The sequence below is a fragment of the Ensifer sp. ENS11 genome (assembly GCF_014851895.1).
Lineage (GTDB): Bacteria > Pseudomonadota > Alphaproteobacteria > Rhizobiales > Rhizobiaceae > Ensifer > Ensifer canadensis.
Genome location: NZ_JACVAN010000012.1, coordinates 78847 through 92750 on the forward strand (window position 1 = coordinate 78847; position 13904 = coordinate 92750).

General features: G+C 62.5%; 10 protein-coding genes. 4 read left to right on the plus strand and 6 right to left on the minus strand.

What is annotated here, in order from left to right:
- Positions 1 to 2 precede the first annotated feature (2 nt).
- Both IB264_RS21625 and IB264_RS21630 read left to right on the plus strand, forming a co-directional pair.
- Positions 3 to 2033, plus strand: coding sequence for a beta-N-acetylhexosaminidase (locus tag IB264_RS21625; protein WP_375154979.1), 2031 nt, complete (start codon positions 3 to 5; stop codon positions 2031 to 2033).
- Positions 2034 to 2176: 143 nt separating this feature from the next.
- Complete coding sequence (locus tag IB264_RS21630) at positions 2177 to 3799, plus strand: ABC-F family ATP-binding cassette domain-containing protein (protein ID WP_025429680.1); 1623 nt, start codon at positions 2177 to 2179, stop codon at positions 3797 to 3799.
- A gap of 134 nt (positions 3800 to 3933) precedes the next feature.
- Here IB264_RS21630 and pepT read toward each other — a convergent pair whose 3' ends face one another.
- The gene (pepT, locus tag IB264_RS21635; protein WP_057223782.1) at positions 3934 to 5166 is read right to left on the minus strand and encodes a peptidase T; all 1233 of its coding nucleotides are present in this window, start codon (positions 5164 to 5166) and stop codon (positions 3934 to 3936) included.
- A gap of 208 nt (positions 5167 to 5374) precedes the next feature.
- The gene (locus tag IB264_RS21640) at positions 5375 to 6910 is read right to left on the minus strand and encodes an MFS transporter (protein WP_051509261.1); all 1536 of its coding nucleotides are present in this window, start codon (positions 6908 to 6910) and stop codon (positions 5375 to 5377) included.
- Between the two features lie 171 nt (positions 6911 to 7081).
- On the opposite strand from IB264_RS21640, the gene IB264_RS21645 reads away from it, so the two are divergent.
- Positions 7082 to 7990, plus strand: a complete 909-nt coding sequence (locus tag IB264_RS21645; protein ID WP_025429683.1) for a LysR family transcriptional regulator — start codon at positions 7082 to 7084, stop codon at positions 7988 to 7990.
- A 133-nt stretch (positions 7991 to 8123) separates the two neighbouring features.
- Here IB264_RS21645 and IB264_RS21650 read toward each other — a convergent pair whose 3' ends face one another.
- The 4 genes from IB264_RS21650 to IB264_RS21665 all read right to left on the minus strand — a co-directional run bounded on the left by IB264_RS21650 (position 8124) and on the right by IB264_RS21665 (position 12095).
- Positions 8124 to 8516 (minus strand): hypothetical protein, encoded by a 393-nt coding sequence (locus tag IB264_RS21650; protein ID WP_156612943.1) that lies wholly within the window; start codon positions 8514 to 8516, stop codon positions 8124 to 8126.
- A gap of 200 nt (positions 8517 to 8716) precedes the next feature.
- Positions 8717 to 9985, minus strand: a complete 1269-nt coding sequence (locus IB264_RS21655; protein ID WP_057223785.1) for a saccharopine dehydrogenase family protein — start codon at positions 9983 to 9985, stop codon at positions 8717 to 8719.
- Positions 9986 to 10128: 143 nt separating this feature from the next.
- Entirely contained in the window at positions 10129 to 11226 is a 1098-nt protein-coding gene (gene nspC / locus IB264_RS21660) for a carboxynorspermidine decarboxylase (protein ID WP_057223786.1), read from the minus strand.
- Positions 11227 to 11276: 50 nt separating this feature from the next.
- A complete protein-coding gene (locus IB264_RS21665) occupies positions 11277 to 12095 on the minus strand; it encodes a hypothetical protein (RefSeq protein ID WP_057223788.1) in 819 nt (272 codons plus the stop codon).
- 761 nt (positions 12096 to 12856) lie between these two features.
- Here IB264_RS21665 and IB264_RS21670 point away from each other — a divergent pair.
- On the plus strand, positions 12857 to 13903 hold the full coding sequence (locus IB264_RS21670) for a LacI family DNA-binding transcriptional regulator (protein ID WP_057223790.1): 1047 nt from the start codon (positions 12857 to 12859) through the stop codon (positions 13901 to 13903).
- Position 13904: the final 1 nt, after the last annotated feature.

Here is a 13904-nt window from a genome sequence, read left to right on the forward strand (position 1 = left end):
AGATGATGATGACGATCGCTACGAAACCGGTATTCCGTCTGGAAACGCTCTGGACGCCGGCAAAGACGGACACCCCAGCGGTTTATTCGCTGACACTGACGAACGCCTCCGATCGCCCGCTTCGGGATTTTCGACTTTGCGTTTCGGGACCTGCACGCATCGACCCTGCCGCCGCCGTCGAAGGCGGAGAGTTGTTGAGCCGGCTTTCCAACTATTCCGAGTTCGCGCCGCCGGCTGACCTGGTGCTTCAGCCGGGAAGCGTGTGGATCGTGAAGGCGCACGGTATGAGCTTCGAGCCGCAGCACTGGACCGACGGAGCCAACTCCGCCTATCTCGTCCTTGCCGACGGCAGCACCGCGCCGATCTCGGTCGTGCCGTCGCGCGCCCACGGCGACAACGCCGAGCTGAAACGTGGCGCGGTCATCTATCCCGTGCCAAAGGTAGCACCGGTTGCCGTTTCGGTCGTGCCCTGGCCGCAGGACGTATCCGTCTCCGGCCGCCTGACGCCGCCATCAGGGCTCGACCTTGCGCCGGAAGGGGCAGAAGCCGAAGCCGCAGCACGCGCATTTGCCGAGCTGACGGGGAGCCTGTTTCCGGTCGAAGGACTTGTTCGGCCGGTAGCGGAAGGCGGCCTTCCGGCCGCGCTATCGCTTTCGGGCGACCTTGCGGAGGAAGCCTATGTCATCCGCTTCTCGCTAGCTGGCGTCGCTGTGACCGGCGGCACGCGCACCGGTCTCCTCTATGGCCTGATCACGCTCGGGCAGATCCTGCGGGGTGCTAAGCTTCATCCCGGCACATTCCTGTTTCCGGCAGGCGGCGAGATTCGGGACGAGCCGGCGCTCGGCTGGCGCGGCACGCATCTCGACGTTGCCCGCCAGTTCTACAGCACCGCCGAGGTCTCGCGGTTCCTGCGGCTGATGGCCTGGAACAAGCTCAACCGCTTCCACTGGCACCTCTCGGACGACGAGGCCTGGCGGATCGAGATCGACGCCTATCCGGCGCTGACCGAGGTCGGTGCCTGGCGCGGCCATGGCCGCAAGATCCCGCCGTTGCTCGGCTCCGGCCCGCAGGTGACGGGCGGTTACTACACCAAGGCAGCCGTTCGCGAGATCGTTGCATTGGCGGAAACCTTGGGGATCGAGGTGATGCCGGAGATCGACGTGCCCGGACACTCCTTCGCGATGCTGCAGGCCATTCCGGAGCTGCGCGATCCCAACGAAGCCGGCAGCTATTATTCCGTGCAGGGCTTCCCGGACAATTGCCTCAACCCGGCGCGCGAAGAAACCTATCGTGTGCTCGAAGTCGTCTTCGACGAACTGATCGAACTCTTCCCGTCGAAGATCATCCATGTCGGTGCCGATGAGGTGCCGCTCGGCGCCTGGTCGGGCTCGCCAGAGGCACTTGAGCGGTTGCGGGCGGTGGCTGGCGAAGAGGTGGCGACGACCCACGCCAAGCGGCTCAATGTCGTCACCAACACCCACGGGGCCGACGAGATCGACGGATCGGGTGCCGCCGTGCTGCAGGCGGAGTTCCTGGCGCGCGTCCAGGGGTTCCTCGCAAGCCGTGGCTGCGTTACCGGCGGCTGGCAGGAGGCGGCCCATGGCAACGTCATCGACAAGCAGAAGTCGCTGCTCTTCGGCTGGCGAACGGTCGAAGCCAATGCCGAGCTTGCCGGCGAAGGCTACGACATCGTCGTTTGCCCGGGACAGGTCTACTATCTCGACATGGCCAACAGCCCGGCCTGGTCAGAGCCCGGCGGCAGCTGGGCCGGCTGGTCGGACCCGGAAAAACTCTACCTGTTCGACCCGATCGAAGGCTGGACCGACGCCCAGAAGAAACATCTGCGCGGGCTGCAATGCTGCATCTGGTCAGAGCCGATGACCGACCGCGGTGTGTTCGACCGCCTGGTGTTCCCGCGGCTGTCGGCGCTGGCCGAAACCGGCTGGACCCGCCCGGAGCGCAAGAATTTCAAACGCTTCGAGGTGCTGGTCGGGCTGATGCCGGTTCTCTACGGCTTTTACTCCGACCAGTAATCCTGTGGCTGAACGGGGTGTCAAAGCCGTTTGATGCCCCGTTTCCCGTGCGTTTTTGGGTGGGCAGACGTCGCGAATCAACGTTTGCGGCGCGACTGTCACCCGTGACATAAGGGCGCCGCAACGTTTCGGGCCCCTAAAATATGATTCGTATCGAGAATATCAGCAAGCAGCTCAGCCACCGGATCCTCTTCATCGAGGCATCCGCAGCCCTCAACAAGGGCGAGAAGGTCGGCCTCGTCGGCCCCAATGGTGCGGGCAAGACGTCGCTCTTCCGGATGATCACCGGAGAAGAGATGCCGGACGAAGGCCAGGTCGCCGTCGATAAGGGCGTGACGATCGGCTACTTCAACCAGGATGTCGGTGAGATGTCGGGGGGCAGCGCTGTTGCCGAGGTGATGAACGGTGCCGGGCCGGTGAGCACGGTTGCCGCCGAGCTGCACGCGCTTGAAGCCGCCATGGTCGACCCCGACCGTCTCGACGAGATGGATGCGATCATCGAGCGCTACGGCGAGGTGCAGGCACGCTATGAAGAACTCGACGGCTACGCGCTGGAAGGCCGTGCACGCGAAGTGCTGGCGGGCCTCAGCTTCTCCCAGGAGATGATGGACGGCGACGTCGGCGCGCTTTCTGGCGGTTGGAAGATGCGCGTCGCGCTCGCCCGCATTCTGCTCATGCGCCCTGACGTGATGCTGCTCGACGAACCGAGCAACCACCTGGATCTGGAAAGCCTGATCTGGCTTGAGGCCTTCCTCAAGGGCTACGAAGGGGCGCTGCTGATGACCTCGCACGATCGCGAGTTCATGAACCGGATCATCACCAAGGTGATCGAGATCGATGGCGGCTCGCTCAACAGCTATTCCGGCGACTATGCCTTCTACGAGCAGCAGCGGGCGCAGAACGAAAAGCACCAGCTGGCGCAGTTCGAGCGTCAGCAGGCGATGCTCGCCAAGGAGATCAAGTTTATCGAGCGCTTCAAGGCGCGCGCCTCGCATGCAGCCCAGGTGCAGAGCCGGGTCAAGAAGCTCGAAAAGATCGACCGGGTCGAACCGCCCAAGCGCCGTCAGACCGTGACGTTCGAGTTCCGGCCGGCGCCGCGCTCAGGCGAAGACGTGGTCAACCTCAAGAACGTGCACAAGAAATATGGCGAGCGCTGCATCTATGAGGGTCTGGACTTCATGGTGCGTCGTCGCGAGCGCTGGTGCATCATGGGCATCAACGGGGCCGGCAAGTCCACGCTTTTGAAGCTGGTGACAGGCTCGACCGATCCGGACGAGGGCAGTGTGGCGCTCGGCGCCAGCGTCAAGTTGGGCTATTTCGCCCAGCACGCGATGGATCTGCTCGATGGCGAGCGCACGGTCTTCCAGTCGCTGGAAGATGCATTCCCGCAGGCAGGGCAAGGTCCGCTCAGGGCGCTGGCCGGTTGCTTCGGCTTTTCAGGCGACGACGTCGAGAAGAGATGCCGGGTGCTTTCGGGCGGCGAGAAGGCGCGGCTGGTGATGGCGATGATGCTGTTCGATCCGCCGAACCTGCTGGTGCTCGACGAGCCCACCAACCACCTCGATCTCGACACCAAGGAAATGCTGATCAAGGCGTTGGCGCAGTACGAGGGCACGATGCTGTTCGTCTCGCACGACCGCCATTTCCTGGCGGCGCTGTCAAACCGCGTTTTGGAGCTGACGCCGGACGGCGTGCATCAATATGGCGGCGGTTACACCGAATATGTCGCCCGCACCGGCCAGGAAGCGCCGGGTCTGCGCAGCTGACTTCGCTGTGTCGCGGCGTCGCCGTGACGACTCTCCGAAACGACAAGAGCCGAAGCACGTTGCGCGTGCTTCGGCTCTTTTTGCTTCCGACGATCCTATCTCGAAAAAAGCTGCGCTCGTTCGGATGACCAGCCTCAGGCGCGCTCTTCCCAGACCTTTGCCAGCTCGACCAATGTCTTGACCGCCCGTTCCATGTCCTGGCGGCTCACCCATTCCAGCGGCGAGTGGAAGGCATGGCCGCCGGCGAAGATGTTGGGGCAGGGCAGGCCCATGAACGACAGGCGCGAGCCGTCGGTACCGCCGCGAATGCTGCCGCGCACCGGCGTCATGCCCGCACGTCGCACCGCTTCGAGCGCATTGTCGGCGATCTCGGGGTTGCGGGCGAGAATGGCCTTCATGTTGCGGTACTGCTGCTTGACCTCGAAGGTGTAGGATGACCCCGGATAGGCGGCGATCACGTCCTTGACGATGCCTTCGAGCATGGCTTCCTTGGTCGCCAGGCCCTCGTCCTCGAAATCGCGGACGATCAGGCTGAGGCTGGCCTTTTCCATCGTGCCGGTGACGCCGGTCGGGTGAATGAAGCCTTCGCGGCCTTCCGTGCTTTCAGGGGCGATGTCCTTTGGCAGGCGATCGATGATGGCGCCGGCGATCTTGATGGCATTCTCCATCTTGCCCTTGGCAAAGCCCGGATGGATGGCAACGCCTGAAATGGCGATCTCGACACCGTCGGCGGAGAAGGTCTCGTCTTCGATATGGCCGGCGGTTTCGCCGTCGATGGTATAGCCGAACTGGGCGCCGAGCTTCTTCAGGTCGACCTTGTCGGCACCGCGGCCGACTTCTTCGTCGGGGGTGAACAGGATGCGGATGGTGCCGTGCCTGACGTCGGGATTGTCCATCAGGAACTGTGCTGCCGACATGATTTCGGCAACGCCGGCCTTGTCGTCGGCACCCAGGAGCGTCGTGCCATCGGTGGTGATGATGTCATTGCCGATCTGGTCGAGCAGCACAGGATGCTCGCTGACGCGAATGACCTGCTGCGGGTCGCCCGTTAGCCGGATGTCGCCGCCCTGGTAATTCCTAACGATCTGCGGCTTGACGTTGGTACCGGTGAAATCCGGTGCCGTGTCCATATGAGAACAGAAGCAGATGACCGGAACCGGCTTGTCGACGTTTGAGGGAATTGTTGCGTAGACATAGCCGTGTTCGTCGAGATGCGCGTCCGATACGCCCATTGCCAGCAGCTCTTCGACCAGCAGTCGGCCGAGCGTCTTCTGTTTCTCGGTGGTGGGCGTGGTCTTCGACTTGGCATCCGATTGAGTGTCGATAACGACGTAACGAAGGAAGCGATCGATAACAGTGTCGGTCATAAGCAACGTGTCCAATATATCTGCGTCAACGATGGTCACGATATAACCGTCGCCGGCGTGCCCGTGAATGGACTTTTCGCCGCGCCGACGCGTTTTGTCGGCGAGGCAGAGGTCGGATTACGGCGCGGACCGCCATCCATGGTCCATCAGGCCAGTCTATCTGGCCCGATGCGCTGCCTTGCCCTCGGTGACTAGTCGGCTACGTGTGTTACGACGATTTCGCCGTCGAACACGCAAGCACCGCTTCCGTCTTGGCGCGGAGACCGAAGACGAGCAGGCTTGCGGCGGCCGACAGCCAGACACCGATGGCGCCATAGAGCATGACCCAGCCGAAACCCTCGCCGAGCGCCGTATGGATGACCGTCTCCGACAGGCCATAGTCCGAAGTCAGCATGCCGCCGGCCGAGATCTTCTCGGCGAGCGTACGCAGCTCGGTGTCGGTCACTCGCCCGAAAAGCGAGCTTTGCAGCGAAGACAGCACGCCTTCGACCAGGATCAGCCCCATCAGCGCGATGTTGATCGCCAGCGAGATCATCCGCGCGCTGGTGTCGATGCCCGAGGCCATGCCGGCGCGCTCCGCGGCGACCGCGCCGGTCGCGGCGTTGGTCACCGTGGTATTGGTGAAGCCGAGGCCAATGCCGGCCAGCACGCACCCCGGCAGCATCGTTAGCCAGCTGGCATTCTCAACGCTGCTGCCGATCTTCATCATGAGGAAGCCGAGACCGATCGTGAACAGGCCGGCCGGGATGACGATCCCTGGACGAAAGCGAAGCATCAGCCGTTCGGCAAACGGCGGGACGATAAGCGGGGGCAGCGTGTAGGCGAGCAAGGCGATGCTGGCGGTCACACCGTCATAGCCGAGGCCCGCCTGGAACCAGATCGGCAGATAGATCATGAACGGCCAGAAGCTGATGTTCATGCCCACCGAACCGAACAGCGCACCTGAGAAGCTGCGGATGCGGAACACCGAAAAGTCGAACATCGGCCGGGCGCTGACTTTTTCGGCAATCACGAAGCCGATCAGGCTGACGATGGCAATGCCGAGGATTGACAGTGCGGTCGGGCTGGCAAAACCGAGTTCGGGGCCTTGGGTAATGAAATAGGCGATGCAGAAGACCGCGGCCGACAACGTCACGATGCCGGCGACGTCGAGGCTCTCGGCGCCAGGATCGCGCGATTCCTTGACGCCTGCGAGCGCAAGCGCCACCGTCACGCCTGAAAGCAGGACGTGGACGAGAAACACCCATTCCCAGCTCAAGAGCGCGACCGTCGCGCCGCCGACGATCGGACCAAAACCGAGGCCGATCCCGAAGATGATGCCCCACCAGCTAAACGCGATCCCGCGCTGGCGGCCGGACTGGAACTGCTGCGATAGGACGGCGATCTGGCAGATGAGCATCACGCCGCCGGCCATACCCTGGAGGAAGCGGGCGACGATCAATACTGATATGTTGTCGGTCAGCCCGCAGATCAGCGAGGCGATGCCGAAGGCGATAATGCCGGCGACGAAGATGCGCTTGCGGCCGTAGCGATCGGCCAATGTGCCTGCTCCCATCAGAACCGCCGTGACGGCGATGGTGTAGGCGTTCATGATCCATTGCAGCTGCTTGAAATCTGCGCCGAGCACCTGCTCCAGCGTCGGCAGGATTGCTGGAATACTGGAAATCTCCAGGCCGAACATCAGCGAGGAGAGGCAGACGGCTGCCAGTGCCAGCGCACTGCGGCGGGTTATGGGTTGGTTCATGCTCACGGTCTTTCGATGCTTTGGCGGGCATCGCGGAAAACCGGTTCCGGCCTTTCCACACGCTCCGCCCGAATTGAAATCGCTTGGGGACCGGGGCACCATAGTCTGGCCTTGATCACAACTGAATTGGATGGTTAGGTATTTCAGAGATAACAAAATCGGATGGTTGCAATGACGACGCTGGATGTGGATGCGGTGCAGGCCTTCGTCGCGATCGCCGATTTTCAAAGCTTTACCCGCGCTGCGGAGTTCCTCGGCAGCACGCAAGGGGCAATCAGCGTCAAGCTGAAGCGGCTCGAAGATCGGCTCGGCGTCAGGCTGCTGGAGCGTACACCAAGGCAGGTTCGGCTCTCGGCGCAGGGCGCTGTCTTCATCGAGGGCGCGCGCGAATTCCTCGCCGCCCATGAGCGCGCGCTGGCAGGGCTGTCGTCGACACGTCGCCGCTTCGGCCTCGGCATTGCTGCCCACGTCGCCGGCCCGGAAGTGCCGACATTGCTGGCGCGGCTCTATGCCCATGACCCCGGCCTGTGCATCGAGGTCAGGCTCGAGACATCGCGAAACCTGCTTGGCGCGTTCGACCGCGGAGAGCTCGATGCCGTCATCATCCGGCGCGACGAAGACCGGCGCGATGGCGAGACGCTTGGGCCGGAACATTTCGGCTGGTTCGCCTCACCCGGCTTCAAGCGCGGACCGGGTGAGCCGCTGCGACTGGCAGCGCTGGCGCCGCTCTGCGGCGTGCGCGACATCGCCACGCGCGCGCTCGACGCGGCCGGCGTTCCCTGGGTGGAGGTGTTCGTCGGCGTGTCGACCGCTGTCAACGCTGCAGTCTCGGCGGGGCTCGCCGTCGGCCCATTCTCCTGTCGCCTTGCGCCCTCCGACACGATCGAAGTCAGCAAACAGTTTGGCCTGCCGCCGCTTCCGTCCTCGGAGATCGTTCTGCATTCGACCCTGACCGACGCGCGATCCCGCAAGGCCCTGCAAACCCTTGCTGCCGCCTTCCGCGAGCGGCATTCGGTAGCGATCGAGACCGACCCATCGGTCCAAAAGACCTGGCCGAAGATCGAGCTGTCGGCATCCTGAGTGCCGCGGGCGAGACTGATCGTGGAGGCCCTGCCCGCTGCCGTTATGTAACGATTCTAAAAGCTGCAGCGCTGAAGTCTGCAGCGTCCCGGCCTGAATCAAAAGCGATTTCGGGGACGCCATGGGCGGAAAATTACCGCGTGGTGGCGAAACGCCGTTGCTCCAAGCCGATCCTGCGCGCCGGTGCCGCAGGCGCCTTGACCCAGCCCTGGGCGGCCGGCGTCTTTCTGTCGGGCTTGCTGGCGCTCGGGCCCTTCAGCCAGCGAATGATGGCCTCGAAGCCGTGCTTGGCCAGGCGCTTGGTGATTCGCAGGCTGTCGTCGTCGAGATCGCAGGCAAGGCCGATTTCCTTCCAGTCGAGCTTGTTGCCGGTCTGCGGCGGCATTGCCCGCCGGTTAACGAAATCAAGCATGTAGTGACGGAGGTTGTCGTAGTCGTGCTTGGGAAGGGCGCGGGCAAGCCGGAGCTCGCAAAACGATGCAATCTTTTGATGAAAACTGTGAACCGGGGCAGTCAATGGGGGCATGTCAGTTGGAACTCATACGTGGTTGGCCGGCGAGACGCCGGGGTACGGGCAGCTAAGTGAATCGCGTTAACGAAGCGTTTCGCTCGCCGGGTGGATTCATCGACGTGCGCGTCGAGAAATCTGTAGAAACGTTGGAAGCCCAATCACCTGGCGATGACTGGGCTTCGTCCATATGCCAGCCGGCCGCGCTAAATGACGACCTACCGGAGGTGGTTCGGTTTATGGTCTCTGGAGAACGTCAACGCGCGGTCGCCGTCCGCATCCTTGATGCGGGTGGGAAGTCCGATCCGGTTGAGGATGTCTAGGAACGGGCGCGGCGGCAGTTCTTCAACGTTGACCATCTGCTTCACATCCCACTCGCCCGAGGCAATCAGCATGGCGGCGGCAACCGGCGGCACGCCGGCGGTGTAGGAGATGCCCTGCGATCCGACTTCTTCGAAAGCGTCCTTGTGGTCGGCGACGTTGTAGATGAAGACTTCGCGTTCCTGCCCGTCCTTGAGGCCCTTGACGAAATCGCCAATGCAGGTCTTGCCCTGATAGTTCGGTGCCAGCGACGACGGATCCGGCAGCACCGCCTTGACCACCTTCAACGGGACGACCTCGAGGCCCTCGGCCGTCTTCACCGGCTGTTCCGACAGGAGGCCGAGATTCTTCAAGACGGTGAAGACGTTGATGTAGTGATCGCCAAAGCCCATCCAGAAGCGGACGTCGGCGCCGTCCATATGCTTTGCCAGCGAATGAACCTCGTCATGGCCGGTCATGTAGGCCTTGCATTTGCCGACCACCGGCAGGTCGTATTCCTTGCCGACCTCGAACATCGAATTGGTCTGCCACTGGCCGTTCTGCCAGGAATAGACGACGCCGGTGAATTCGCGGAAGTTGATCTCCGGATCGAAGTTGGTGGCGAAATATTTGCCGTGGCTGCCGGCATTGATGTCGACGATATCGACGGCGGTGACCTTGTCGAAATACTCATCCTTGGCGAGGCGCGCATAGGCGTTGACCACGCCCGGGTCGAAGCCGACGCCGAGGATGGCGGTGATGCCCTTTTCCTTGCATTCTTCCGCACGCTTCCATTCGTAGTTTCCGTACCACGGCGGCGTCTCGCAGATCTTCTTCGGATCTTCGTGGATCGCGGTGTCCATGTAGGCAGCCCCGGTATCCATGCAGGCGCGCAGGACCGACATGTTGACGAAGGCGGAGCCGACATTGATGACGATGCCGGCCCTGGTCTTTTCGATCAGCGCCTTTGTCGCCTCGACATCCATGGCGTCGAGCGCGTGCGCCTCGAGCGTCACTTCGGTTTTCAGGCTCTTTTTCTCGCGCACGGAATCGACGATCGCGCGGCACTTTTCGACCGTTCTGGATGCGATATGGATGTCTCCCAGTACATCGCAGTTCTGTGCGCATTTGTGCGCCACGACCTGAGCCACGCCACCGGCGCCGATGATGAGAACGTTCTTTTTCATTTCGGGGGATGTCTCCTTTTCCCTTGGGGATATGACGAGCCTAGAGCGCCGTGCGTTCAGAAGAACGCGCTAAGGGCGCTATAGCCCTTTGATTCTAAAGCATCTTATCCGCCTTAAGTGATTCCACTTAAAGGCGGGATGCTTTAGGAAAGGCTCTGTTCGTAGTCGGCGAAGGTGAATTCGCGGACAAGCCTGACGCTGCCGTCAAGATCTCTGATGGCGATTGACGGCATGCCGACGCCGTTGAACCAGTTCTTCTTGACCATGGTGTAGCCGGCCGCATCCTGGAACGAGACGCGGTCGCCGACCTTCAATGGCTCGGGAAAGCGGAACTCGCCGAAGATATCGCCGGCAAGGCAGGATTTGCCGCAGATCATGACGCTGTGTGGGCCAGCATTGGGCTCGACCTTTGCGCTTTCGCGGTAGATCAAGAGGTCCAGCATATGCGCCTCGATCGAGCTGTCGACGACGGCGAGATCCTTGCCGTTGTTGAGTGTGTCGAGAACGGTGGTCTCGAGCGTCGTGCTCCGGGTGATCGACGCTTCTCCGGGCTCGAGATAGATCTGGACGCCATGGCGGCCGGAAAAGGCCTTCAGGCGCTCGCAGAAGGCATCGACCGGATAATCGTCGCCGGTGAAGTGAATACCGCCGCCAAGGCTGATCCACTCGGCGCGGGAAAGTAGCGCGCCGAACTTTTCCTCGATCTCCGACAGCATCCGGTCGAACAGGCCGAAATCCTTGTTCTCGCAGTTGTTGTGGATCATGAAGCCGCTGATGCGATCCATGACGGCCTCGACCTTGGCCGCATCCCATTCGCCGAGCCGGCTGAAGGGGCGGGCGGGATCGGCAAGGTCGAAACTGGATGAGCTCATTCCCGGATTGAGGCGCAGGCCGCGGGCGATGCCGGATGCCTTGTCCGCGAAACGGTCCAGCTGGCCGATCGAGTTGAAGATGATCTTGTCGGCATGGCCGATCACCTCTTCGATTTCGTTGTCGCCATAGGCGACGCTGTAGGCATGGGTTTCGCCGCCGAATTTCTCGCGCCCGAGCCGTACCTCATAGAGCGACGAAGAGGTCGTGCCATCCAAGTATTCGCGCATCAGATCGAAGACCGACCAGGTGGCGAAACACTTGAGCGCGAGTAGCGCCTTGGCCCCCGATTTGTCGCGCACGTAAGCGATCTTCTCCATGTTTCGAAGCAGCTTCGCCTTGTCGATCAAGTAATAGGGGGTCTGGATCATGATGTGCCTTGTGTCTTCAAAAGCTCGCGGTGTCGGTGAAAGGAGTAGGGCTATCTGATGTGCAGCCCGAGTGCCCGTCGTTTCATGGCGCGGGCGGCAAGCGAGATATTGACCGAGCGCTTCGAGAGATAATTCGTGGCCAATGTCGCCGCCCTGCCTGCGTCGCCCAACAGGATGGAGGTGGGCAAGCGCTCGGGAGCGTGAGAACCGCTTGGCGCCGACGTCGGTTGGAACACTTCGTCTCCCGTCGAACCCAACCAGATCAGCTCGTGCTCGGCGGGGCGCCGGAGAAAGGCCGCGGCCTCAAGAAAGTCGGCTTGAGCGGCCGCATCCTGCGGGTCGAGAAGAAGGCGTTCCTGGCTGGCGTGGATCGCCGTCCCGATCCTGTGCGGATCGTCCTTCGGTTTGCGCCACAGCAGATATCGTCCGTCGATCAGGTCGATATATTCGTCGATCCTGCCGACGGGCAGAGGCTCTTCGGCAAACGGCCCGAAGAACTGGAAGGGATCTGCGGCGGATGCCGGTTCGCGGCTTGCGCATCTGTCCTCCCAAGCTTCGCGCTCGAAGTCGACAATACGTGCGACCGAGACCGCGATTTGCGGCCAGTTCGAAAGCGCTTGCTCGGCTACGCAAAGCGGCAGACCAGCGGCGCGCCAGAGGGCGTGGAGGATGGCAAGGCTGACACGCGCCGTTGCCGACAGGTCGAAGCACTCCGGATCGCCTGCGTCGGCCGGGCGTCGCGCGCCCCTCAGCATGTCGCAATCGAAAAGTTCGCCGAGCGCTGCTCGACTTTCGCCGAATGCGGTGACGATTTCGAGCTCGGTGAACAGGCCCGAGTGCCAGCTGTCAATTTGCGGGATGTTTTTCATATACGCTGTCGAGAACTAAGGGCCTGCTCGCTATCAGGAAGTCCGCTCAAGGCGGCACGAGCCGGCGATCGATTTCATCGTCTCAGCCAAAAGAGAGATAGCTGGGATGGAGTGACATACCCCGGTCGCGTACGACAAAAGCCGCGGCCGGGTTACGATCCCGTTTTCAGGCGCGCGGGTTCTCGAAGGGCATATGAAGTCACGATCAGCATGCCACTATCGTAATTGCGACGGCGCGTATGTCAAGGCGATGTGCCGGATGTGCGGAACCGCCGCACTTTCCCCATGCCCTTCCGCCCAATGGTGCCAGCCGCCCCCGTCCGGTCTCAGCCCAGCACGGTTGCTGACTGCGGCGCAGCGGCCGAATTGAACGGAAATACGGTGGACGCTGGTTTGGCCGTGCTCGGATCTGAAGGTGAGACGGGAGCCTCACGAGATGGAACAAAATCGCGGCCGCCGTGCGAATATTGGAAGAGCGATCCCGCTCTGGCTTCCGTTCTGGTTTTGCATTGATTGAGAACCGGCGCCCGAGCTGTCACATTATCAGGGTCGCTTGACGTGCAGCCATCCTCCCGGCTGCGATAGCGATGTTCCCTCTGGAGGTTATACACCTCTCAATTTGAGGCCGCCGTCTGAACGGTGGCCTTTTTCTTTTTCTGTGTTCGACCGCTGGCAAAGCCGCATCTGAAGGGGTGGACTTGCGGACTCGAAATCTCCGTGGTAACGTTCCCATGAGTTCATGCCATGGGAGGGCGTGTTTGATGCAGCGGAGGCGGCCGACGATCATTGACGTCGCGCGCAAGGCGGGGGTGTCCAAGAGCACCGCCGGCCGGGCACTCTCCGGCGCGTCCAATGTCACGGACGAGGCGCGCGAGCGGGTTCTCGATGCGGCCCGTGCCGTCGGCTATGAGCGCAACGATCTCGCCGTCGGCATGCGGTCCGGCCGCACCGGTTTGCTTGGTCTCGTCATCCCTGACATTACCAACCCGTTCTGGGCCGAGGTGGCGCGCGGCGCGCAGGATCGCGCGGTCGAAAACGGGGCCTCGCTGCTGGTGTTTTCTTCCGATTGGGATCACAGCCGCGAAGCCAGCCATCTCCGGGCCCTGCGGCAGGCGCGGGTCGATGGCGCGATTATCAATCCGGTCGCCGACAATTTCGACGATCTCGACAGGTTCGGGCTGCCCTTCGTCTTGATCGGCTCGAGTGCCGAGCGTTTTCCGTCCACCTCCAGTGTCGGTTCCGATATCGCCCAGGCGGTACGGCTCGGCATGGACCATCTGGTTTCCAAGGGGCATCATGCGCCGGCACTGATCCTGGGGCCGAAGTCGCGTATCGCGCGTGCACGGTTTCTGCGGACCTTCCACGAGCATTGCGTCGATCGCGACATCGACCCGGCGGCTTTGCCGATGGAAGATGGCGAGTACACCGTCGAAGGCGGGCGCACGGCGATGATGCGGCTGCTGCAACGCGACCGGGTCGGGCATCTCGCGGTTTTCGCCGCCAACGATCTGATGGCGCTCGGCGCCATGGTCGCCGTCCGCGAAGCCGGGCTTCGCTGCCCGGAGGATGTCTCGATCCTCGGTTTCGACGGCATTCCCGCAGGCGCATTTTCCTGGCCGGGACTGACGACGGTTGCCAAGCCCGGGCGTGAGATCGGCGTGCGCGCCGTCGACTGCCTGTTCGATGAAATCGCCGGCCGTCCCGAGCATGGCCGGGTGTTCATGCCATGCCGGCTGATCGAGCGCGGCTCGTTGGCCGATCTGTCGCTTGACCAGCCCAGACGCGCAGCAAGCTCCGGGAGGGGGTAGG

Bases quoted from the DNA above. Each gene is read 5' to 3' on its own strand.
- IB264_RS21625 (WP_375154979.1), top strand. From the start codon at position 3: ATGATGATGACGATCGCTACGAAACCGGTATTCCGTCTGGAAACGCTC.
- IB264_RS21630 (WP_025429680.1), top strand. From the start codon at position 2,177: ATGATTCGTATCGAGAATATCAGCAAGCAGCTCAGCCACCGGATCCTC.
- pepT (WP_057223782.1), bottom strand. From the start codon at position 5,166: ATGACCGACACTGTTATCGATCGCTTCCTTCGTTACGTCGTTATCGAC.
- IB264_RS21640 (WP_051509261.1), bottom strand. From the start codon at position 6,910: ATGAACCAACCCATAACCCGCCGCAGTGCGCTGGCACTGGCAGCCGTC.
- IB264_RS21645 (WP_025429683.1), top strand. From the start codon at position 7,082: ATGACGACGCTGGATGTGGATGCGGTGCAGGCCTTCGTCGCGATCGCC.
- IB264_RS21650 (WP_156612943.1), bottom strand. From the start codon at position 8,516: ATGCCCCCATTGACTGCCCCGGTTCACAGTTTTCATCAAAAGATTGCA.
- IB264_RS21655 (WP_057223785.1), bottom strand. From the start codon at position 9,985: ATGAAAAAGAACGTTCTCATCATCGGCGCCGGTGGCGTGGCTCAGGTC.
- nspC (WP_057223786.1), bottom strand. From the start codon at position 11,226: ATGATCCAGACCCCCTATTACTTGATCGACAAGGCGAAGCTGCTTCGA.
- IB264_RS21665 (WP_057223788.1), bottom strand. From the start codon at position 12,095: ATGAAAAACATCCCGCAAATTGACAGCTGGCACTCGGGCCTGTTCACC.
- IB264_RS21670 (WP_057223790.1), top strand. From the start codon at position 12,857: ATGCAGCGGAGGCGGCCGACGATCATTGACGTCGCGCGCAAGGCGGGG.